Below are 21,190 nucleotides of genomic sequence, written 5' to 3'. Positions count from 1 at the left end.
TATAATTATTGAACACGATGCAATTTGACCGATTGTCTTGGCGTGGAGGAAGCCATGACAGCATTCCGGACCCTGATTGCCGCCTCCTTGCTCAATTCGCTGCCGATCGGCGCGGTATTCGCTCAGACGGATCGGGCGAGTACTGGAAGCAGCGCGCTGTCGACCGAAAGAGCGCCCAACACGACCGCAGTTGGACAGACCAAGCCGCCGAGTCGCGATGCCAGCCCGACGTCGATGGCACCCATCGAGCGCCGGACACCGAAGCAGGTCTCGGATGACACGATCTCCACCAGGATCTGTGTCGGGTGCGGCTCCGGGCCCGCAACGGCAGATCCGCTGTCCCTCAGGATCCGCCCATCCCTTACGCCGGAGAGACCCGATGGCCCATCCGACGAGCGCAGTGGCCAGCGCGATGCGGGCCTGCCCCTGCCAGGGCCGAAACAGCAATCGGATCTGGACACCGTCGCCCTGGCATCCGCACATCGCGAGCGCGCGCAGTCCGTCCAGGAGAAGACCACTGGCCTCTGGCAGTCCTGGGTGGTGTCGGTTTGCGATGGCTGCGGCGACCAGAAGCCCGCTAAGGCCCTCAGAATAGAGGATTGGCCGAACCGCGCTTCACCCGCCGCCACCGGATCGATCGACCACAAGGCATTGCCGGTCGCTGCGCGCCAGGATGCCAAGCTCGCGGCACCGCGCCCGCACGGCAACCTTGAGGCGGATCTGTCGCCGGAAAATGTCGATTCCATCAGGCGTATGCCGCAGCGGTGAAGGCGTGCGCGGCGTACGGACCCAGTCGGAATGGACCATGCGATCCCGCGACTCAGGCTTTGACGCAACGGCACGAAACAGACCGCGGTCCCGGGGGCTTCCCTTTCGGAACAGGCGGTGAAGCCGGCGGGTTGCTCCTTCAGATCATGGAGTGAAACATGCTGACAGGTAGCTTGCTATGGCTTTTGGGAGTGCCGATTCCGGTCCTTATCCTGATCTGGTTCTTCTTCCTGCGGGGCCGCTAGGGTAGAACGCCGGCTTATAGCTTGCGACGCTCAGGCGAAGGCCACATTCCACCGGCTCCATGCCGTCCAATGCTGCGCCGGCACGCTGTTGCGCCCGTTTGACGTGAGCGCCATGGCCGCCGCCGATCTGATCACCCCACCCCGATCGCGGGACGGGGGGCCGGTCCCTCCAGCGGTGAGCCGAGCCGTTCCGCAACACGGCTCGGCCGCCCAGCGTCAGGATTGGGTCTTGAGGTAGGCGATCACGTCGTTGATCTTCTTGTCGTCCGAGTAGCCCTGGAAGATCATCTTGTTGCCCGGCACCTTGGCCTTCGGGTTCTTGAGCCATTCGTGCAGATTGGCCTCATCCCAGGTGAGGCCCGAATTCTTGAGCGCGGCCGAGTAGTTGTAGCCCTCGTAGGTACCCGCCTTGCGGCCCACGACGCCCTTCAGGTCCGGGCCGACGCCGTTTTTCTGGAAGTTGTGGCACGCCTTGCAAGGGGCGAACGCCTTCTCGCCCGCGGTGGCATCCCCGGCCTCCTGGGCCTGCGCCGAGAGTGGAAGCAAGGCCGCGACGACGACGCCAAATACCAATGATCGCACAGAACGCCTCCCGAAATTCGGCATCTCATGCCGAACGCTTCTAAAGCTTGACCTATCGGGAGGTTAGACGATGGTGCCTCCGACTTAATCCGGCCCGATGTGGCGAGCCTGACGGCCGGAGGGCGGACAAAAAGCCCCGCGCGGCGGCGGCCGGCGGGGCTGAGAAGGTTGCGTTCACACAGGCTAGACGCTCCGGTGACCGCTTTAATCCGGGGCCGACCGCACGCTGAGAGGCGACGACAGAGGCAAGGCGCCGTCCGCGCGACACCATTCCGCACCGCATCTGCTCATCGCGCCGCCAGCCCGACCTTCGCCAGCACGATTCCCCCGAACGTCAGCAGCACGGCCGAGACCAACCCCCAGCCGATCCGGTAAAGGGTCTTTACCTGCCCGTTCACCTCAGCCAGACCGCGTGCGGCTTCGGCCTTCGCCCCGTCGACCGCCTTGTCGATCCGCCGCTCGATCTCCTCGCGCGCCACGAAGGTCTCGATGTCCCGCCGGTAGGCCACGCCCTCCAGCTTCTCGTCCATCCGGTCGAGCTTGCCCCCCAGCACGTCCATCTGGCGGCCCGTGGCCTCGACCCGCTCGATCAGGCGCCCGATCCATTCGGGCAGCGCATCCGCCATCGCACCGCTTCGCCGCGCCCCGCGGACAGCCCGTGGAACCGGTGCCCGGGGTGATGTCTCGTCGGTCATCGATGCGCTCCCAGGGTTTGCGACGCTCAGCCCTTCGGCCCGACCATCTGCGGAACGATCTTGTCGACCGAGCGGGCCAGCATGTAGGCGCCGATCCCCACGGTCAGCAGCGACCACAGCTCCGCCGGCACGCCCTTGAGCGCGGCCACCACCTCGACCTGCAGGCCGAGCATCGGCGAGACCACGCCGACCCAGGTGATCATCGCCAGGGCCCACAGCACGGTGATCGGCCGGGCGTTGCGGGCCAGCGGGCTCTCGGAGCCGGCATCGGCCTTCATCACCTCGGCCATCGCCCGGCCGAGGTCGCCCTGCTGGTCGATCAGCGCCTTCTGCAATTCGAGCTGCACCTGGAGGCGCTGGCCCTCGTCGGGCAGCACCTTCGCCAGGATCGGCCCGAACGCGCCGAGCAAAGCCGGGAGGAGAGCGAGGAAGCCCATGGTCAGGCGCCTTTCTGCATGTTGCGGCGGATCGCCTCGCGCAGGCGCGGCCACCAGGATTCGGCGGGGACCGCCGCCCGGCCGGTCATCGACGCCAGCGGATCAGGGCGCGGCGGCGTGATGAGCGTGGGACCGGCCGGCACCCGCACCGGGTCACGGTCGCCCCGGCGGGCGTAGACGGCGCCGTAGGCGGCGAGCGCCGCTTGATCCCGCTCGCCCTGCCGGCGGGTGAGGATCGCGGCCGGCCGGTCCCACAGCAGGACCGCCTCGACAGCACGGTCGAGCTCGCCGGCCTTGGCCAGCCGCACGACGCTGGCATGCGCGAAGTTGGCTTGGCCGATGTTGAAGCAGAGCGAGCAGCAGGCGTCGAAGAACGGCTGCGGCACCGGTCGGGCGAGCGCGGCGCGCACGGACGCGACGTAGGGGCCGAGATCGGCGGCAAACAGCGCCCCGGCCTCGGCCTGCGTCAGGGTCAGCCCCTCGGTCACGGCGGGCGGACCAGCCGCGCTGGTGTGGCCGTAGCCGATCGTCCAGACGCCGGTGCCGTCGCGATAGGCGCGCAGCCGGCAGCCTTCGCGCACGGCCAAAGCCGCGCGGCCCAGGGGGGAGAGATCCATCGGTTGGCTTTCCGTTCAGCCGCCGGCTGGGCCCGCGGGGAACCGCGGGCAGGATGCGGTCGCGACGATCTCGGCAGCGGCGGGGATCGGCGCCGCCACGGTGCCGGCGGATCGGGCGGGGACGTCGTTCGCCGGCGCGGGCCGCGCCTACGCGGCCTTGGCCACGCACAGCCGGCGGACGGCCTCGGTGCGCAGGCGATCGAACTGGTCGTAGCGCAGCCCGTAGCGCCACTGCGCGGGGCGCGCCGCGGCCTCCCGTTCGGCCGCCTCCCGCTCGGGGCCGGTCAGCAGGGGATCGACGGTGCGCGGGGTCAGATCGTCGGCGCAGAACAGACCGTAGCGGCAGGGGTCCAGGCCGCGGGCCAGGAACGCGTCGCGCACCGCCTGCGCGGTGGCCCCGTAGTGGAGGCGCGCGCCGTCCGGCCCCTTGCGCGCGACCGCCTCCGCCCATTGATACGCAACGAGCGGCACCGCCAGCACCGCCTCGAACACCCGCGGATCCGGCGCGCCGAGCACCACCTTCTCACCTGCATCCGACGTGTTGATCGCCCCCGTGGCCGCGTAGACCGTCGACCACCGCCGGTCGGCGACGCCCAGGCCGATCGTGTTGTCCGAGCCCGGCAGGACCATCGGACCGACGCCGGCATGGCCGGCATTTCCGCCCGTCAGCCGCAGCACTTCCGTGCCCAGGCTCTCGTCGTCGTTGTTCCAGCCGGCCATCCCGACGTTCAGGGCAAGGTATTCGCTCCCCCAGGTCCCGTTCGCGTTCCCGCCATACTTGCCGTCGGACGCGAAGCCGGCAATGAAATCCGCGGTCCGGCGCGGCCCCGGATCGTTGGGGTAGTTGCCGAAGGTCGCGTAGAAGGCGACCGAGGCCCTCTGGTTGACGGCCGAGCCGGGGGCTCCGAGCTTGAGCTGCGAGGCGCCCTTCGCGCCGCCATCCGTGCTGCCATAGGCCCACAGGTTGACGAAGCCGCCGGACCCGAGGGCGCCCGGGGTGTTGACGGAACTCCAGCGGCTGAGCGCCGGTCCGATCCGCGTGCCGGTGATGCTTCCCCCGGTGATCGCCACGGCATCGGCGGCCTGCTGCGCCAGGCTCGCGGTCGAGCGGTCGACGATCGTCCACTTGTCGGCGCCGTTGCTCTGCAGCGCCAAGTGGGCGAACGGCGCCGCGAGCGCGACCGCCGGCAGGCCATTGATGGCGTCGGACGCGCTCGCCCGGGCCAGTGTGAGGGTGTTGGTCACCGAGCAGGCCCCGCTCTCGTCGACCACGACCAGGGTGACGCCCTGCGGGTAGGCCGAGGCCGGCGGCAGGGTGAGGGTCCGCGCGGCGGTGAGCGTGATCACCGCGATGGTGCGGTCGGTCGGCAGGATGGTGTAGGCGGCGTCCGCGACCTGGGTGCGGGCCAGCGCCGCCGCGTCGGCGCGGTCGACATAGGCCGTGGTGGCGAGGCGGGTCGTGTTGTCCTTCGCGGCCGGCGTCGGCGCCGTCGGGCTCGCGGCGAAGGTGATGGCGCCCGTCGCGGCCGAGGCGGTGAGCGCAGTGGCGAAGGCGGCGCCGTCCGGGGAGGTCTTGAGGACGAAATCGTCGCCGCCGAGGGTGCCGAACAGCGCCCGGGTCGCGTAGCCGGTCTGGAACACGAAGCCGGCATCCCGCGCGGCCGCCTTCTTGTTCACGCTGACACGCATGTCGCCGGAGCCGGGCGTGACGTCGTCCCAGCTCAGCAGCGCCGCATCCGCCTTCATGGCGAGGCGGTTGGAGGTGTCCGCCTCCGTGTTGATCCCGAGGCGGCTCACGCTCCGGATTGCCGACAGCGCGCGGCGGACGCTTGTCCAGGCGGTGCCATCGAAGAGGTAGAGATCGGCCTCGTCCATCACGTAGGCGAGCCAGCCGGCCCGCGGGACCATGCCGGTCCAGACACCGTCGGCGTAGCGGGCCACCTGGCCCGCGAGCCCCGCCCAGGCGCCGCCGGGGTTCGACGCAATGACGAGATAGCGGTCGCCCTCGGCGGGGCTTGGCGGCGGTGCCGTCAGATCCTTGTCCAGGCAGGCGAGCTGGACCAAGGCGTCGAGGAGGCCCAGCGCCTCGTTGTGGGTGACGTGCTTCTGGGCCTGACTCGCCGCGATCAGCGGCAGGCCGAGATGGGGCGTCGAGTCGGACATGGGGGCTCCCGGGGGGTTCAGGCCGAACGGACGGGGATGCGGGCCCGGCAGGCGGGTCCGGGGCCGGTGACGGCGCCGATCTGCGCCACGGCCACGTCGAGGGTCACTTGCGGGCCGCCGAAATCACCCGCCTCGTCGGCGTAGAGGATCTGTGGGGCCTCGGCCCGGAGCGTGCGCAGGGCCGCACCGGTGCTGGCGAACAGCGTCACCGCGTAGGCCTCTGGATCGTCCAGCGGGATCTCGGCGGCCTCCCAGGCGTCACCGTCGCGGCGCGCCCGGCGGATCCAGGAGAGCAGCACGCCCTGCCCCGTCCGGCGCGCCCGCAGGTGAACCGGCCTGAGCGGCTGGAGCGCCGTCAGCCCAGCCGTGGCGGTCAGCTCCGTGAAGGCCGGGTCGCCTGGGTCGGCCCCCGCGGGCCCGATCCGGTAGCGGAAGGCACGGCCGACCGCGTCGAGCCGGTCGACCAGCGGCACCACCGCGCCGTCGTCCAGGCACACGATCAGGCTGCCGGCGGGCACCGTCCGGCTGGCGGCATCCTCGCTGCCCGCGAGCCCGCGCAGGAGGCCCGAAAGCCGGTAGGTGTCGGGCCCGATGAGCACGGCGTTCGCGGCGCCGAGCAGCTCCACGGCGCCGTCGGGGCCGATCAGGGCGAACAGGTTGCCGCCGGAGAGCATCGCGTGTTCGCCGATCGACGCGAGGGCGCCGCCCCGGCGCAGGGTGACGTCGAGGATCCGGTTCCGGTCGATCCGCCAGAGCGGTCCGGCAGGCAGCGCCGTGAGCGTCCGGCCCAGACAGGCGGGATAATCGACGATGCCCTGGAGGGTGAGCGGCCCCGCCCCCTCGGCGCGCCAGATGGCGGCCGCCCCGGGCCAGGGCTCGGCCGCCACCGCGAGGTATTGCAGGATTGTGGGGTTGCCGCGATCCGCCGGCAGGTCGAGGGCGAGCGCCAGCGGCGGTCCTGGAAAGGACGGGCGCGCAACCTGCGGCTGCGCCATGCTGCGCGGCAGGCCGCGTCCCGGCCCGCCCCGGGGCGGCACGCCGCTGGACTCGATCCGGCGGCCAGTAGGAGCGTCATCGATCCGGTCGATCTTGCGCAGCACCGTGCCGCCCGGCACGTCCGCGGGCACCGCCAGCAGATCGCCGGGCTCCAGCTCGACCCGGCGCGGGCTTACCGTGAAGACCGCACTGTCGCGGGCCGCGATGATCCGGTCGAGCATGGCCTCGGCGAGGCCGTCGCCGGTCTCGCGCCGGGTGACGATCGCGGCCTCGATCCGGGTCTCGTGCCGCCTGTCCCCCACGGGCCGCACGGCCGCCGCCGTGGCGCGGCGGTACTCCGGGCTCTCCGACTCGGTGAGACCGAGCTCGACCGAGCGCGGCAGGGCGCTCTCCTCGGCCCGGACCTGGCGCAGCACCGGCTTCTCCTCGGAGAGCCGGACGAGATCGGCCTCGTCCAGCACCAGGGGCCGGTCCCGGCGCGGCCCACGCAGGCGTAAGGTGCCCGCCACCGCCGAGGCGTCGAGCCCGTAGACCTGCGCCAGGGTCTCCAGGGCCCCCCGCGCCGAGAGCGGCCGGTCGAGTACGTAGCCGTCGAGATAGGCCGCGGCCTCCACGGAGACCGGGGCGTCGAAGCCGAAATCCCCGAGGATCTTCAGGACCAGCAAATCGAGGTCGCAGCCCTCGATCCGGCCGGTGATCCAATGGCCGAGCCGCCAGTTGCCGATATCGGCCCAGACCCCGCGCACGGTCGGGAAAGCCGGATAGGGCCGCGCGTCCCAGGCCCAGATGAAGATCCCGTCCGGATCGACCATCCGCCCCCCATAGACCGGCGAGACCGGGTTGTCGGCCTCCCGGAAGCCCGGCATCGCCGGATCGAACCGGGCGATCACAGCCTCCAGGCCGCGGAGCTGGATCAGCTCGTCCCGGATCGCCCGGGATTCCGGCGGGTAGGCGTTCTCGACGGATTTCGGATCGGGGAAGACGTTGGGGCCGTTCGTGCCCTTGTCGACCGCCGGCACGCCGACCTCGGTGAGCCAGATCGGCTTTCCCATCGGCACCCAGGCGGTCGCCCGTGTCTCGACGCCGCCGTCGCGCTCGACATGCGGGTTCGACCACCACGCCACGAGATCCTTGACGCGGTAGATCCAGGGCTTGCCGCCGGCTCCATCCGTGATCGCGACGCGGTTCTGGGCGGCGCGGGCGTCGGCGTCGGGATAGTACCAGTCGAAGGCCTCGCCGGAGGCGCCGCGCGCCTTGAGGTAGCCGCGGTCGTAGATGTCGCCGGTGGCCGCGAGATCGGCGTGGTCGGGCGTGTCGCGCCAGTCGGAGACCGGGGCGTACCAGTCGATCCCGACCGCCGCGATGTTCGGGTCAGCGAACAGGTCGTCGAGGGGGAAACGGACCGTGGCGCCCCCGTCCAGGACATGGGCGCCGTACTCGGTCCAGTCCGCGCCGTAGACCAGGGCGACGCCGGGGCCGAGGCGCTCGCGCACGGCGGCGGCCAGCGCCCGGAAGGCCCGCACGGCCGGGTAGCCGGAGGCGCCCCGCACGCGGGTGAGGCCGACATACTCGCTGCCGATCACGAAGCCCGTAATCTGGACGCCGTTGGCCGCCCATTGGGCCGCCAGATCGGCGTAGTGCAGCACCTCGGTGGTGTAGCCGTTGGCGAAGAAGGCCGCGACCTGCGCGTCGGCCCCGGCAGTCCCGTCCGGGCTTCCCGGAACGCCCGGGGCCGGATCGCAGGTGACGCGGCCCCGCCAGGGAAAGGGCGGCTGGGTCGCCCCGGGCACGCGCGGATCCGGCAGCCCGCTGCCGGCCGGCACATCCATCATCACGAAGGGGTAGAGCAGCACCTCCAGGCCGCGGCCGACCAGCTCGGCCACCAGCCGGGTCAGGCCGTCGTCGCTCGGCGTCCCGCCGTAGGCCGGGTTGCCGTCCGGCAGGATCGAGACGACCTCGGCCTCAGCGCGGGTGATCCCGGCGACGCTCCAATCCGACGGCCGCGCCCGCTTGGTCCGCGCCTCGACCTTCGGCACCACCCGGCAGACACCGGCCCGCATGTCGGTGCCGAACCACGTCGCCACCACGGCGACCCGGCGTAGGTTCGGGCACAGGGCCTGGAGCGCGTCGAGGGAGGCGAGGACGTCGGTGGCCCGCTGGCGCTGGTGCCGGTTGGCGGCCTCGGTCCGCCCGAGGCCGAGATCGACGGTGACGCGATCCGGATCGAGGCCGAACTCGCTGGCCCCGGGGATCATCTCCACGGCGCGGATCCGGCCGTACAGGCCGTTGATGGGGCGGATCACCTCGAAGGCGAATTGCGGGATGCGGTTGCCGAAATCGGCGAGCGGCAGGTTTTCGAACACCACGTGGGCGAGGCCGCGATAGGCCGGCGTGGTCCCCGCCCCCTCCTTGGCGACGATCAGCGGGTCGGGCGCCTGATCCGGGCCGCCGGTATGGACCCGGATGGTGAGGCCGACCTGATCGATCTCCTTGCCGTCCGCCCAGATCCTACGGACGCAGGCGATCTCGCCCTCGCACAGGCCGACCGCGAGATGGGCGAAGTAGGTGTAGCGGGTGGTCACGGTCTTCTGGCCGCCGCCCAGGCCCTTGGCGGGCGTGGCGGCGCGCTGCACCGTGGTGTTGGCGACCTCGAGCGGCCGCGTCGCCCAGATCAGGCTGCCGCCGATCCGGGCCCGTCCGTAGACCCGGGGGATCGGATCGCCCTCCGTGGAGGTGAGCCCGCTGACATCGGCGAGCCGCGGTCCGGCGACGAAGCGGGTGTGCGGCCCAGAGCCGGACAGCGCGCCGTCGAGCCCGGCCCCCGCGACGGCGCCGAGGGTCCGCCCAACCACGGCGCCGATCGGCCCGCCGAGGGCGGTGCCCACCGCAGCGCCGGCCGAGGACAGGATGAGTGTCGCCATGACGAGGCTCCGGCGGGCAATGAATTTCTGTGCATAGGCGGTGAAATTCTGAAGACGATCATCGATTTATTGATGTGCCCCGACCTGCTTCGGCGCAAATTTTGCTGGATGATTCGTGGTATTATCTTCATAATACGCGACAGGAGCCGCTGATCGATGATCTTGACCCTGAGGCCGAAGATACGGATCCTGCATAAGATCATCGCGATCGTCGCCGTCATCGGCGCCATCGTCGGCGGATGTATCTGGCACGCGAGCGGGCGCATGGATGCAGTCGGTGCGCAGTACGCGCACTTCATCCTGCACGATGCCAAGATGGCTGACAGCGTCCGCCGGATCGTCCGGCTCTTCCATCAGACGAATTACGCCATCTATCGCGTCATCGCCGAGACCTAGGCCGACCGCATCGGGAGGGCGAGCGAGGAATTCGACATCGCGGTCGCCGGCCTCCGGCGTACCTTCGTGGCCCTGAGTGGCGAGGCGCCCGAGTTCAAAGCGCAGATCGAGACGCTGCAGGGCGGAATCGAACGCTACATCTCGGATGTCTCGGAGGCGCGCATCCTCGGCGAAGCCAACCTCAACGCCGAGGCCCTGGCCCTGCTGCACGAGAAGATCGACCCGACCGTTACAGATCTCAATCGGGGCACCAACACGCTCAGCAAGACCATCAGCGCCCGCATGGAGGCCGGCGCGGAGGATCTCAGCCAGGAGATCGAGCGGATGCGCCACGACCTCTGGGCCTATACCGGCCTCGGCCTGTTCGCCGGGCTCGCCACCGCCGTTGCTGTCGCCATCTTCGGCATCGGGCGCCCCCTCGGCCGCCTGGTCGCGAGCCTCGAGCGGATGGCCGCGGGTGACACCGACGCGCCCGTGGCCGGGGCGCGGCGGCAGGACGAGATCGGCGCCGTGGCCCGCGCCGTCGACGGCATCCGCGCCCTGGTGGCCCGGCGGGCCGACGCCGAAGTCGCGGGGCGCCGGGCTGCGGACGCGGCGGCGGCGGCGGAGCGGCGGCGTACGATGGACGCCCTGGCGGATGCGTTCGAGGCGACGGTGGGCGGGATCGTCGGGACGGTCTCGGATTCCGCCACCGCCCTGCAGGCCACCGCCTCGGCGATGAGCGACACCGCCCGCGACACGGCCGAGCGTTCGGCCGAGGTGGCCCGCGCGGCCGAGGCGACCGCGCAGACCGTCAACGCCGTGGCGGCGGCCGCCGAGCAGCTCGGCGTTTCCACCGGAGAGATCGGCCGCCGGGCTGACGAGTCCGCCCGTCTGACCCAGGCGGCCGTGGCCGAGGCCGAGCAGAGCACCGGCCAGGTCGGCACCCTCAGCGCCGCGGTGGCGGAGATCGCCGACGTCGTGACCCTGATCGCGCAGATCGCCGGCCAGACCAACCTGCTGGCGCTCAACGCCACGATCGAGGCCGCCCGCGCCGGCGAGGCCGGCCGGGGCTTCGCGGTCGTCGCCACCGAGGTCAAGGACCTTGCGGCGCAGACCGCGCGGGCCACCGAGACGATCGGCCAGCGGATCGCACTGGTCCGGGACTCCACCGACGCGGCCGTGCTGTCGATCACCACCATCGGCAGCCGCATCCGCGAGGTCGGCGCCGTCACCGCCGCGATGGCGGCGGCGATCACCCAGCAGGGTGTGGCCAGCCGCGAGATCGTCCAAAGCGTGGGTCAGGCCGCGTCTGGGACCGATATCGTGACTCGGACCATCTCGGAGGTGGCCGAAACCGCCGGTGCGACCGGGACCGCGGCCGGTCAGGTGCTTGGCTCTGCGGGAGATCTCGCCCGGCAGTTCGAGGTGTTGCGCGGTGAGGTTGCGGGTTTCCTGGCCACCGTGCGGGCGGCGTGAGGTGTTGGCGAACCGGTCGTTGCGGGCGTCGTCGCGATGCGGATCCCGTGCCATCGTGCTCGGCAATACGTGACCGTCGCGACCGACGCTTCGTGAACCGAATCCGCCCCGCCGTCCGGAAACCGGAACACTCCGGTCATGTGCCGCCGCCACCAGCCGGTGAGCGCAACCTCGGCGACCACCGCGCCGTCATGGGCGTGGATCATGGCGCCGTCGCCGGTGGCGATGGCGCAATGGCGGGCGGGCAGGTGCCGGCGGAAGGCGAAGAGCAGGACGTCGCCCGCGCCCAGCACCACCGCCACCCGGGGATCGGCCACCGGCGCGAGGTGTCGGAGGGCCGCCTCGGTCAGCGGGTCGGTTCCGGGGGCGGCGGATTCCGCCCAGGTTCCCGAATAGGGCGGCACCGGTTCCGGCTCGGCCCCGTAGAGCCCGCGCCAGACCCCGCGCAGCAGGCCGAGGCAGTCGCAGCCGACCCCGCGCAGCGAGGCCTGATGCCGGTAGGGCGTGCCGAGCCACAGGCGCGCCTCGCCGAGCGCCGCCGCGCCGATATTCCGTCGCATCGCGCTCATCGGAACAGGCTCCCGCCGTCGAGGGTATGGTCGGAGCCCGGCACCGGACGCATCACCGTGTCGTTGCCGGGCATGTGCGGAAAGCCCTGGAAGTTGATCGCGTTGGTGAAGCGGTCCCGGCAGGTGGCGAGGCGCTTGTCGCAGCCGGCGGTCAGCGTGAAGGTGTCACCAAGGGCGACCGGCCGGGGCGGTGAGGTCCAGAGCTCGATCAGGCTACCGAGCTGGAGGCGCACATCTGCCGCGAGCCCGGCATTGGCCCCCTCCGTCCACGCGAGATGTCCGCCGGTAAAGCGTCCATCCGAAAAATCCCCCGCCAGCGCCGCCGCGAGGGTGGCGGGCTCCGGAACGCCGGTGACGCGGCCGGCAACCCGCCACGCCGCAAGGTCGACCCGGCAGCGTCCATCCCCGAGATCGGCCCCGCAGGTGGCGCGGTAGGTCCGACCGCGTTCCGCATCCAGGCGGTGCGCGAGGCCGCGCAGCTCCGCCACGAAGGCGTCGCCCTCGCGGCGCACCTCCCCGATCGTGACGAGGTCGAGGAGCAGGCGGGTCTCGGGGCTGGTCCAGTCGACCAGCCAGGTCTCCACCGCGGCGCCGTCGTAGAGGCCGCCGGCGATGTTGGCCTCGGTCAGGCCGAGGCTGCTCAACGCCCCCGCGACGTCGCCCCCCGAGACCGCGAAGCCCGATTCCGCGCTGGCCTCGGCGGCGTCGAGGCCGGTCCGGGCGAGGTGGATGAGGCCCGCGACGGTCAGGTCGCGGTCGTGATCGGTGAAGCCGAGGGCGAGCCCGTCCCGCCGTCGCAGGGACCAGCAACGGCACAGGGTGGTCACGCCCCCCGCGAGATGGGCCGCGAAGGCCGCCGGGATGTCGCGCATGGGTGTTCCCTCCGCTCTTCCCTCACGGCACGATCTCGACGAGGGGCACCCGCGGGATCTCCCCGGCCGTGAAGGCCGCGAGGTCGACGGTGAGCTCGTCGGTGTCGAAGCGGACCGGCACGTCGAAGGCGAAGCCCGCCGTCACGGCGGCGCCGGGGGCCGGAACATGGCCGGGTGTGAATGTGACGAGGCCGGTCGTCGGGTTGCACGCGAAGGCCTCGGGCCCGGCCTCCTGCCCGGAGATTGCGATCCGGACGCTGCCCGCCACCGGCTTGGCGATCCGGCGGCGATAGGGGGCGAAGCCACTCCCGTAGGTCTTCGCCAGCGGGAAGGTCGCGGTGGCACCGTCGCCGGTGCCGATCGGCTGGTCGAAGGGTCCGATCGCCCGGCCCGGCGGCCCGGAGCGGCCGTCGACCCGGTCGCGGAAGCGGAATCCGTAGAGCCGGCCGCGACGCTCCTCGAAGAAGGCCAGCACGGCGTGGAGCGCATCGAGCCCGCGCAGCCCGAAGCCGGCATCGTAGCGGCGGCGGGAATCGGCCCAGCGGCCGTTCCGGTGCTCCCGGCCGGAGGCCAGGGTGACGATCTCGGTCAGCCGCTGCGGGCCGCCGCCCGCGCGCAGCGAGACGTCGAGGGGGAACAGCACCTCGTGGAAATCCTCGGCCATGGCAGTCCCCAGGGGGTTGAAGATGGACGGCTCTTCGGCTCCTCACGTCGCCCGCTGACCCCGGGCGACCGCCCGGGCGAGGCTCGCCGTCACCTGTGCCTCCGAGCGGCGGAAAGCCGCTGGATCGGGCGGGGCGATGTTCACTGTGATGATGACCGACTGCGCCGAACTCCCGCCACGACGCGTGGGTAGCCATTCGGGGCGCGGATGCAGGACGATACCCTTCGCTCGTCCACGCATTGGCTACGGCGCCGACGTGGAACGCGATCCGCTCGCCTTGATCGTAAAGACGACGAAATCCATGAACGCGCGGACGATCAGAGGGCAGAGATGTCGCGACGGATGATAGATGTGCAGCGGGAAGCGCTCGTCGGGCCAATCCGGAAAGAGATCCACCAAGCGGCCGTCACGCAGCATCTCGTCAATGCCGAGGGCCATCGGCTGGGCGATGCCAAGGCCGGCAACGCAGGCCGATAAAGCGGTCGCGACATCGTTCAGCAACAGGCGACCGCTCACGGCCACGCTGAGGATCTCGCCGGCCCGGTGGAATTCCCAGGGAAAAGCCCGGCCCGTGACGGGGTCGCGGAACAGCACGCATTCGTGCCCGGAGGCGAGTTCGCGCGGGTGGTCGGGGTGTCCGCATCGCGCCAGATAGCTCGGCGCGGCGCAGGTCACGATGCGCGTGTCCAACAACTTCCGCGTCATCAAGGCGGATGGCTCCGGCTCGCCGAAGCGGATGGCCACATCGAACCCGTCCGACACGAGATCACCCAATGTGTCGCGGACGACGAGGTCGAGCGTCAGATCGGGATAGGCGTCGAGGAATTCCTGCAGGCGCGGCGCAAGCATCAGGCTGGCGAACCAAGCATCGCAATTCACCCGGAGCCGTCCACGCACGAAGACCGCGCTGTCCGCAGCATGGCTTGCCGCCTCCGAAATTCCGGCCAGCAGCGGCGAAACCTCGGTGAAGAACCTGTGTCCCGCCTCCGTCAGGGCGTTCGACCGGCTGTTGCGCTCGAACAGGCGGACACCGAGCCGAGCCTCCAGACGGGCGATCGAACGGCTTACGCCGGAGGGCGTGAGATGAAGCACCTCGGCAGCCCGCGCGAAGCTTCCCGCTTCTGCCACCGCGATCAGCGTACTGATCCCACCCAACAGTCTTGGATCGACGTTCATCGGTGACCCGGCGTCACGATAGAGGTGAGGACAATGCGCTAACCTCACGGCTCATCCAACGCCTAACCTGATCCCGGCGCGGAAAACCGCACCCGATCAGGAGCGCGACGATGACGATGAGTGGGCAGCGTGTGGCAATACTGGGTGGAACCTCCGGGATCGGTCTGGCCGTGGCGAAAGCTGTTGCGCGAGAGGGTGGATCGCCGATCGTCGTCTCCAGCACGTCAGATCGCATCGGGGCTGCGCTGGCGAGCTTGCCCGCGCACGCCGAGGGGATCGTTCTCGACCTGCGCGACGAAGCCGCGATACGGGACATTTTCCCGCGAATCGGCACATTCGATCATCTGATCTTCACCGCCGGTGAGAGCCTGACGATAGGACTGGTCACAGATCTGCCCGTCGAGGACGCGAAGCGCTTCTTCGATGTCCGGTTCTGGGGCGCCTTCGCCGCGGTGAAGTACGGCGCGCCGCTCATCCGGCCCGGCGGCTCCATCGTCCTCACCTCGGGCATCGCGGCGGCGAAGCCCCCGCAGGGCGGCTGGACGCTCGGCGCCAGCGTCTGCGCGGCGATGGAGGGGCTGACACCGGCTCTCGCCCTGGAGTTGAAGCCGATCCGGGTCAACGTCGTCTCGCCCGGCTTCGTGCGCACGCCGCTCTGGAGCGACATTCCCGAATCCGAGCGCGAGGCGATGTATGCGGCGGCGGGGGAGCGGTTGCCGGTCGGCCGGGTCGGATCGCCCGAGGACCTTGCCGAAGCGTACCTCTTCCTGATGCGTGAGGCCTTCGCCACGGGGCAAACCCTGGTCGTGGATGGGGGCGGCCTGGTGTCGTGATCGGATCTGCAAGAGGTACACAACCGAGCCCATCACGTCGCCCGCTGACCCCGGGCGACCGCCCGGGCGAGGCTCGCCGTCACCTGTGCCTCCGAGCGGCGGAAGGCCGCCGGATCGGGCGTGCTGATGTTCACCGTCACCGAAACCGGCCGCGCTGAGGTCCCGCCCGCCGCGACGCCGAGGCGCCCGTCCGGGCCGCGGGCCAGCGGCAGGATCGCCTCCGGCCCGGCTTCGCCCATGAGGCCGGTGCCGCCCGCCATGGGGAAATAGGTCGGCGCCGCCACCACCCCGCCGGCCGCGAAGGGCTGCACCCGACCGCCCCGGAACACGACGCCCCGGGCGAAGCCCGTCTCCGAACCGGCACCGAGCACGGAACTGATCAGGCCGGTGACCCCGGACTGGATCGCGCCCCCCGCCGCCCGGGTCGCCGCGCCCGCGAGCCGGGTGCCGATCATGCCGAGCACCCCGTCGAGGCTTCGTCCGGAGGCGGCGCCCCGGGTCAGCGCCGCGTCGAGGCTGCGGCCGAAATTCTGGGCCAGGCGGTCGAGGGTCTGGAGCCGCTCGACCCGCGCGGCCTCCTGCGTGTCGGATTCGGTGTCGGCCATCGGTCAGCCTCGTCTCAGGTCCGGTCGGGATAGGCGGCGAGCAGGGCCTCGAAGCCTGCCCGGGTGAGCGGCTCCGGACCGGCGCGCCGGCCGAGGGCAGCGGCGAACTCGCGCGGCGTCGCCGACCAGAAATCGCCGGGGCGCCAACCCAGCACACCGAGGCCGAGGGCGAGGGCGTCGTCCCAGGGGAAGGCTTTCGGGATTCGGGTCGGAGCTTCCGGCCCCGACCCTACCGAGGGTTTGCGGGCCCCGGCGCCTCCCCGAACGCCGCGGCGAGCACCGCCTCCAGGGCCGCCGTGATGGCCTCCAGGCCGCCGGCCAGCGGCAGGCTCGCCACCGCCGCGTCGTCAAGATCGTGGCCGCCGCCCCGCAGGGCGACACCCAGCAGGGCGATCAGGTCGCGCGCCGACAGCCGGCCGGCGCTGAAGCGCGCGGCGAGGCCCGTGAGATCGCCGGCCCCGAGCAGGTCTTCCAGTTCGGCCAGCGCGCCGAGGGTGAGGCACAGCGTGTAGCGCCGCTTGCCGAGGTCGAGCGGCACCGCGCCGCGGATCCGGTTCGCCATGAGATCAGGCGATCGCGAAGGCGAGCGCACCCGCCGAGTCGAGGCTCATGTCGAAGGTCACCTCGCCGGCATGGTCGCCGCGATATTCCAGGCTCGCGATCTGGAACGGGCCCTCCAGAATCCCGAAGGCCGGCACCACGATCTGGAAGGTCTCGATCGCCCCGTCGAAGAAGATCAGGCGCAGGCGTGCGTCCGAGGCTTGGTCCCGGAACACCCCGGAGCCCGCGATGGCGGCCCGGCGCACCCCGGCACCGGCCAGCAATTCGCGCCAGCGCCCGGCGGAATCGGCGTTGGTGACGTCCACGGTCTCGGCGTTGAGGGTGATCTGGCGGCTGCGCAGGCCCGCCACCGCCACGAAGCCGCCCGCACCGTCGCCGGCCCGGATCAGCAGGTCCTTGCCCTTCTGCGCGCCCATCGGCTCCCTCCTCAAAGAATCTCGGTGACGGCCTCGACGGTGAGGCTCGCCCGCGCCTCGCCGGTCCGGGCGTCGCGGTGGGCCTTGATGGCGCGCACCCGCAGGGTGACGAGGCGGCAGCCGGCGAGCGGCATCGCGGTATCGGCGAGCAGCGCCGCCATGCGCTCGGCGGCGTCCAGCGCGGTGCGTACGGAGCCGGGCCGGGCGATCACCGCGATCTCGTGGCTGTGGCGGTGGCGCTCGGCGCCGTCGACGGCATCGTCCTGGATCTCAGCATCGCCGAACAGGGCGTAGACCGGGAACGTGCCCCGGGGTGGCTCGTCGTAGAGCCGGACGCGGCCGCCGAGCAGGCCTGCGAGGGTGGCATCCGGGGTGAAGCGTGCGATCAGGCCGGCGCGCAGGGCGAGAAGCGGGCTCGGATCACTCACGCTGCGCTCTCCCGCGGCAGTTCCTCGACGTGGCAGATGCAGTCGCGGCCCCGCCCGTCCGGTTCGGTCACGGCGCGGATCGCGAAGCGGCGCGGGCCGGCGGCGAGGCGCATGGTCGGATCGAGACCGGGCCGGCCCCGCAGGGTGATGCGGTAGGCGGGCAGCGTGTCGGTCCGGCCGCCCTCCGGCCGGTCGACGATGCCCGCCGGCGCCAGGGCACCCCACAGGACCGGGCCGGCCACGTAGCGGCGCAGCACGCCGCCGAACCCGTCCGGTTCCTCCAGGGGGCGTTCCACGACGAAGCGCCGCCGCCGGACACCGAGCGGCGGATGACGGGGCGTCAAAGCCATCGGGCGATCTCCGGGATTGGCCATCACAGGCGCATCCGGCGGAAGGGCGCGGCGAGGTCGGCGGCGTCGGTCCGGACAGCGTCTGCCTCGTCGCCCCGGTGCTCGTAGCGGGCGGCGGCCAGCCGCAGGATCGCGAGCCGCAGGGGCGCCGGCAGGGGCGGCCCGTCGCCGCCGAACCCGGCCGCGAGCTCGATCAGGATCGTGCGGCCGGCGGGATCCGGTACCGCCGGGTCGATCAGGAGGCGGGGCGCCTCGATCGGGTCCGGGCCGACCCGCACCAGCCCGGCGGCGAGGTTGGCCACGCCCTCCGCTCCGGCGAGCCCGGCGCGGGTCACGGCTACCAGCGGGCTTAGCGGCAGGGGAACCTGCCCGTCCGGCGGCCACGCGGCGAGCACGATCCGGTAGCGTCCCGGCACCAGGATCCGGCGCGTCTCGATCTCCAGGCTGGCCCGGACCGCCGTGATCAGGGCCTGGAGCAGCGCGTCCTCGGCACCCCCGTCATCGGAATCGAAGCGCAGGTAGGCGCGCAGCTCCGCGACGCTCACCGGCTCGACGGCGGCGGCGTCGATGCGTAACGGGATCATGCTGTGTCCCTCTCGAGCGGTGGTCCGATGCTGGTCCTGAAGCGCTGCCCGGCGGCAGCCGCCTCACTCGCGGTCGTCCTGGCGCTGGCAGCAGGCCCCGCCCACGCCATCACGGGCGGAGCGGAGGCACCGGCCGGTGGGGCCGTGATGGTCCTGTCCTCGAAGGGCGGCGTCTGCACCGGCGTGGTGGTCGCCCCCGATACGGTGCTCACCGCCGGCCATTGCCTCGCCGACGCCCCGCAGCACCGTGTCCATTTTCGCGACGCGGACGGTGCGCCGGTCCTGGTCGAGGTGACGGCGCGGGCGGTGCATCCGGGCTACGATGCGGGCGCCGCCAAGGCCCGGCGGCGCTCCATCGACCTCGCGCTCCTGCGCACGGCGATGCCGCTGCCGCCGCGCTTCGCGCCGGTAAGCTTGAGCGCCGCGCCGGTGCGGGCGGGCGAGGAGCTGACCCTCGGCGGCTACGGCGCCGCCAGGCCCGGGGACCCACGCTCCACCGGCACCTATCGCAGACTGACGCTCCCGGTGATCGAGCCCTACGGGCCGAGCCGCATCCTGGTCTGGCTCAAGGGCGGCGCCGGCGGGGCCTGCCAGGGTGATTCCGGCGGTCCGATCGCCGGGCCGGACGGCGCCGTCCGGGCGCTCGCCGCCTGGATCGGGGGCGCCTGCGGCGGCCTCACCCAGGGCGTCCTGGTCGGGCCGCAACGCGGCTGGATCGATCAGGAGCTCGCCGGATGGGGCCGGACCGCCCGCTGGACCGAGTAGTCCGCCTCCGGGCGCGACGCGCGCCCTGCGCAGTCTGCACCGCCCACAGACCCGCGGGAACGCATACGAATCGGCTGAACGGGACGCGTGACGCTCAGGCCCGTCCCTCGACGGCACGCGGCCGAGGTCGTTCGTCGGCCGGTCCTCACCCGATGTCCCCGCGGCGCATGCTTGCGGGCGCGAGGGGCCGGTCGCGCGCACGAGGACGAGCGAGCCCCGAGGTATCCGCGACTTATGTTGACTCGCCGACAACGCCTGGGTCTGGGCCTGACGCTCTCGGCGGCGGCGATCCTGCTGTGGGCGGCAGCCTCTTATCTGCGCGGCGGCCTGATCTGGTGGTTATGAGCCGCCGGGTCGCCGGTACTTGAGATAGGCACCCAGCATGAAGCCGCCCTGCAGCGCCGACAGGTAGGCAAACAGAATCAGAAGATCCGCCAGCTCAAACTGCCCTTTCAGCAGCACGCGCACGATATCGGCGAGGAGAAACACCACGCAGGCAAGGACAACAAAACCAAATCGGAAGAACCAGCTCATCATGAGGCCGGCCAAAGCCGCCATCAGCAAGCCGATCATGATCGTTGTCCCTCGGTCCGGCCCCTGCGATCAGGACGTTCATCGATGATACGCCCTGATGGTCTTATCCGAGACACACACGGTGATCATGTTTGACATGCGTGCGACGAGCCGCGCCCTTCGATAGATCGCCGGAACGCCCCTTATCGGCGTCGGCTGCGCGTGTCTTTCTTCATAGCACGGTAGGACTACCGGATCGTTTCCCGCGGCGGCGGCATTTGATGCAAACCGTTGCCTTATCGCCGCGGATATCCGGCCGGACAGGCCCGCCGCTCCGTGTCCCCCCCCTCGCCACGATCTCGCAGACAACGCGTGGCGGACGTACGAGTCCCCCGCAATCCGACCCGGAATATGGGCCTGCCATCGCGCGTGATGCGTCCTGGGTCATCACGCGATCTCGTCACAAAGTCAGCGCATCGACGCGCGCCGGGCGGACCGGATCGGCAGGGAACCCCAGCTTGGCCAGGGCATTGGCTTGCTCTAGGCTCGCCGCATGCCGCCCCTCGCCGAGGGCGTGTCACCCGCGCCGACCGCGCCCCGGAGTCCCCGATGTTCCCTCGCCCGTTCCGCAAGGCCGGCCTCCGCGAGCGTCCCGCCCGCGGAGGCTTCGGGGGCGGCCTGCTGGGCGCGGCGCTGCTCGGCGCGCTGGCCGGCCAGCTTCCCGCTCCCGCGGCGGCCGTGATCAACGGCGCGACCACCCGCGACCCGGACGGGGCACGCAGCTTCGTCGTGCGCATCGAGAGCACGGAGGGCGAGATCTGCTCGGGCACGCTGATCGCCCCGGACCTCGTGCTCAGCGCGGCCCATTGCGTGATGCGCCCCGCAGGGTATTCGGTGATCGGCGTCGACCGGGCTTTTCGCCAGCGCCGCGCCCAGGTGATCGCCACGACGATGCACCCGGATTTCGTACCCGGCACCACGCCTGAGGAACAGCCCGGTGTCGATCTGGCGCTGCTCAAGCTCGAACGCCCCCTCGGTCCCGATTTCATGCCGCTCGACCCGCGCGGCGCCGGCGCGATCAGCACCGGCGAGCCGGTGGACATCGCGGGCTTTGGCGTCGTCGCCGAGAACCGGCGGGGCTCGGCCCGCGTCCTGCGGCTGGCGCATCTCGTCTCGATCGGCTCGCTGCAGGTCGCCAACCGGGTGACCGTGGTGACCGACCGGCGGCGCATGGCGGAGACCTCGGGAGCCGGCGCGTGCCTGGGCGATTCCGGCGGCCCGATCCTCACCGGCGGCCCCGGCGGCTACCGGATCGTCGGCGTGGTGAGCTGGTCAAGCGGCGCACTCCAACAGGGCACCCGCCGGACCGCCTGCGGCGGCTTCACCGCGGTGACGCCAGTGGCCGAGCATTCCGGCTGGATCTCGGCGCGCGCAGCCGAACTGTCGCAGATGCAGGTGAGCGACGCCACGCCGCGCGGCAACCGATCCGGCTGGATGGCGCGCATGCGCCGCCGTTAAGGCGGTATGCGCCCCGTGCGCCCCTCACCTTCTCGTCGATCCTTCGCCCCGGTGGGAA

Annotated in this window: 24 protein-coding genes and 1 pseudogene; 6 read left to right on the top strand and 19 right to left on the bottom strand. The window is 71.6% G+C overall.

Annotated elements, in window-relative coordinates:
- The first annotated feature begins 54 nt into the window (after nucleotides 1-54).
- Nucleotides 55-768, top strand: a complete 714-nt coding sequence (locus MKK88_RS33460; protein WP_244008092.1) for a hypothetical protein — start codon at nucleotides 55-57, stop codon at nucleotides 766-768.
- A gap of 461 nt (nucleotides 769-1,229) precedes the next feature.
- On the opposite strand, the gene MKK88_RS33455 is transcribed toward MKK88_RS33460, so the two are convergent.
- The 6 genes from MKK88_RS33455 to MKK88_RS33430 form a co-directional block, all read right to left on the bottom strand.
- Nucleotides 1,230-1,595, bottom strand: a complete 366-nt coding sequence (locus MKK88_RS33455; protein WP_244008090.1) for a c-type cytochrome — start codon at nucleotides 1,593-1,595, stop codon at nucleotides 1,230-1,232.
- A gap of 287 nt (nucleotides 1,596-1,882) precedes the next feature.
- Nucleotides 1,883-2,290 (bottom strand): hypothetical protein, encoded by a 408-nt coding sequence (locus MKK88_RS33450; protein ID WP_244008088.1) that lies wholly within the window; start codon nucleotides 2,288-2,290, stop codon nucleotides 1,883-1,885.
- 26 nt (nucleotides 2,291-2,316) lie between these two features.
- Nucleotides 2,317-2,727, bottom strand: a complete 411-nt coding sequence (locus MKK88_RS33445) for a 3TM-type holin (protein ID WP_244008086.1) — start codon at nucleotides 2,725-2,727, stop codon at nucleotides 2,317-2,319.
- 2 nt (nucleotides 2,728-2,729) lie between these two features.
- On the bottom strand, nucleotides 2,730-3,344 hold the full coding sequence (locus tag MKK88_RS33440) for a lysozyme (RefSeq protein ID WP_244008084.1): 615 nt from the start codon (nucleotides 3,342-3,344) through the stop codon (nucleotides 2,730-2,732).
- Between the two features lie 147 nt (nucleotides 3,345-3,491).
- Nucleotides 3,492-5,507 (bottom strand): DUF2793 domain-containing protein, encoded by a 2,016-nt coding sequence (locus tag MKK88_RS33435; RefSeq protein WP_244008082.1) that lies wholly within the window; start codon nucleotides 5,505-5,507, stop codon nucleotides 3,492-3,494.
- A 17-nt stretch (nucleotides 5,508-5,524) separates the two neighbouring features.
- Nucleotides 5,525-9,424, bottom strand: coding sequence for a glycoside hydrolase/phage tail family protein (locus MKK88_RS33430; protein WP_244008080.1), 3,900 nt, complete (start codon nucleotides 9,422-9,424; stop codon nucleotides 5,525-5,527).
- 156 nt (nucleotides 9,425-9,580) lie between these two features.
- On the opposite strand from MKK88_RS33430, the gene MKK88_RS33425 reads away from it, so the two are divergent.
- Together MKK88_RS33425 and MKK88_RS33420 are read left to right on the top strand one after the other, a co-directional pair.
- Entirely contained in the window at nucleotides 9,581-9,820 is a 240-nt protein-coding gene (locus tag MKK88_RS33425; protein ID WP_244008078.1) for a hypothetical protein, read from the top strand.
- Between the two features lie 66 nt (nucleotides 9,821-9,886).
- Complete coding sequence (locus MKK88_RS33420) at nucleotides 9,887-11,278, top strand: methyl-accepting chemotaxis protein (RefSeq protein WP_244008076.1); 1,392 nt, start codon at nucleotides 9,887-9,889, stop codon at nucleotides 11,276-11,278.
- Nucleotides 11,279-11,391: 113 nt separating this feature from the next.
- On the opposite strand, the pseudogene MKK88_RS33415 reads toward MKK88_RS33420, so the two are convergent.
- The 5 genes and pseudogenes from MKK88_RS33415 to MKK88_RS33395 all read right to left on the bottom strand — a co-directional run.
- Nucleotides 11,392-11,847: pseudogene (locus MKK88_RS33415) on the bottom strand (NlpC/P60 family protein); the annotation flags it as partial.
- Nucleotides 11,844-12,719 (bottom strand): DUF2163 domain-containing protein, encoded by an 876-nt coding sequence (locus MKK88_RS33410; RefSeq protein WP_244008074.1) that lies wholly within the window; start codon nucleotides 12,717-12,719, stop codon nucleotides 11,844-11,846. The pseudogene MKK88_RS33415 and the gene MKK88_RS33410, both read right to left, overlap by 4 nt.
- A 22-nt stretch (nucleotides 12,720-12,741) precedes the next feature.
- A complete protein-coding gene (locus MKK88_RS33405) occupies nucleotides 12,742-13,383 on the bottom strand; it encodes a DUF2460 domain-containing protein (protein WP_244008072.1) in 642 nt (213 codons plus the stop codon).
- 42 nt (nucleotides 13,384-13,425) lie between these two features.
- Nucleotides 13,426-13,623: a hypothetical protein gene (locus tag MKK88_RS33400; RefSeq protein ID WP_409566745.1), complete on the bottom strand. Its 198-nt coding sequence runs from the start codon at nucleotides 13,621-13,623 to the stop codon at nucleotides 13,426-13,428.
- Nucleotides 13,624-13,626: 3 nt separating this feature from the next.
- Complete coding sequence (locus MKK88_RS33395) at nucleotides 13,627-14,559, bottom strand: LysR family transcriptional regulator (protein WP_244008070.1); 933 nt, start codon at nucleotides 14,557-14,559, stop codon at nucleotides 13,627-13,629.
- Between the two features lie 110 nt (nucleotides 14,560-14,669).
- Between MKK88_RS33395 and MKK88_RS33390 the strand changes: the two genes are divergently transcribed.
- Nucleotides 14,670-15,392, top strand: a complete 723-nt coding sequence (locus MKK88_RS33390) for an SDR family oxidoreductase (protein ID WP_244008068.1) — start codon at nucleotides 14,670-14,672, stop codon at nucleotides 15,390-15,392.
- 32 nt (nucleotides 15,393-15,424) lie between these two features.
- Here the strand turns inward: MKK88_RS33390 and MKK88_RS33385 are convergent, their stop codons facing one another.
- Genes MKK88_RS33385 through MKK88_RS33355 form a run of 7 tightly spaced genes read right to left on the bottom strand, consistent with a single transcriptional unit; the run spans nucleotide 15,425 to nucleotide 18,336 of the window.
- Complete coding sequence (locus MKK88_RS33385) at nucleotides 15,425-15,997, bottom strand: phage tail tape measure protein (RefSeq protein WP_244008066.1); 573 nt, start codon at nucleotides 15,995-15,997, stop codon at nucleotides 15,425-15,427.
- Nucleotides 15,998-16,011: 14 nt separating this feature from the next.
- Entirely contained in the window at nucleotides 16,012-16,200 is a 189-nt protein-coding gene (locus tag MKK88_RS33380) for a rcc01693 family protein (protein WP_244008133.1), read from the bottom strand.
- Nucleotides 16,201-16,226: 26 nt separating this feature from the next.
- Nucleotides 16,227-16,559: a gene transfer agent family protein gene (locus MKK88_RS33375; protein ID WP_244008064.1), complete on the bottom strand. Its 333-nt coding sequence runs from the start codon at nucleotides 16,557-16,559 to the stop codon at nucleotides 16,227-16,229.
- 4 nt (nucleotides 16,560-16,563) lie between these two features.
- Nucleotides 16,564-16,974: a phage major tail protein, TP901-1 family gene (locus tag MKK88_RS33370; RefSeq protein WP_244008062.1), complete on the bottom strand. Its 411-nt coding sequence runs from the start codon at nucleotides 16,972-16,974 to the stop codon at nucleotides 16,564-16,566.
- A gap of 11 nt (nucleotides 16,975-16,985) precedes the next feature.
- Complete coding sequence (locus tag MKK88_RS33365) at nucleotides 16,986-17,402, bottom strand: DUF3168 domain-containing protein (RefSeq protein ID WP_244008060.1); 417 nt, start codon at nucleotides 17,400-17,402, stop codon at nucleotides 16,986-16,988.
- On the bottom strand, nucleotides 17,399-17,752 hold the full coding sequence (locus tag MKK88_RS33360) for a head-tail adaptor protein (protein ID WP_244008058.1): 354 nt from the start codon (nucleotides 17,750-17,752) through the stop codon (nucleotides 17,399-17,401). Before MKK88_RS33360 ends, MKK88_RS33365 begins: the two co-directional genes overlap by 4 nt.
- Before the next feature lie 23 nt (nucleotides 17,753-17,775).
- Nucleotides 17,776-18,336, bottom strand: a complete 561-nt coding sequence (locus tag MKK88_RS33355; RefSeq protein ID WP_244008056.1) for a hypothetical protein — start codon at nucleotides 18,334-18,336, stop codon at nucleotides 17,776-17,778.
- 27 nt (nucleotides 18,337-18,363) lie between these two features.
- On the opposite strand from MKK88_RS33355, the gene MKK88_RS33350 reads away from it, so the two are divergent.
- Nucleotides 18,364-19,101: a S1 family peptidase gene (locus tag MKK88_RS33350; protein WP_244008132.1), complete on the top strand. Its 738-nt coding sequence runs from the start codon at nucleotides 18,364-18,366 to the stop codon at nucleotides 19,099-19,101.
- A 339-nt stretch (nucleotides 19,102-19,440) separates the two neighbouring features.
- On the opposite strand, the gene MKK88_RS33345 is transcribed toward MKK88_RS33350, so the two are convergent.
- Nucleotides 19,441-19,674: a hypothetical protein gene (locus MKK88_RS33345; RefSeq protein ID WP_244008054.1), complete on the bottom strand. Its 234-nt coding sequence runs from the start codon at nucleotides 19,672-19,674 to the stop codon at nucleotides 19,441-19,443.
- Between the two features lie 549 nt (nucleotides 19,675-20,223).
- Between MKK88_RS33345 and MKK88_RS33340 the strand changes: the two genes are divergently transcribed.
- Nucleotides 20,224-21,132, top strand: a complete 909-nt coding sequence (locus MKK88_RS33340) for a S1 family peptidase (RefSeq protein WP_244008052.1) — start codon at nucleotides 20,224-20,226, stop codon at nucleotides 21,130-21,132.
- Nucleotides 21,133-21,190: the final 58 nt, after the last annotated feature.

Source organism: Methylobacterium sp. E-005 (assembly GCF_022829725.1).
Classification (GTDB): Bacteria; Pseudomonadota; Alphaproteobacteria; order Rhizobiales; family Beijerinckiaceae; genus Methylobacterium.
The sequence above is the reverse complement of the archived record's forward strand: the minus strand, read 5'-3'. Positions and strand labels throughout refer to the sequence as shown.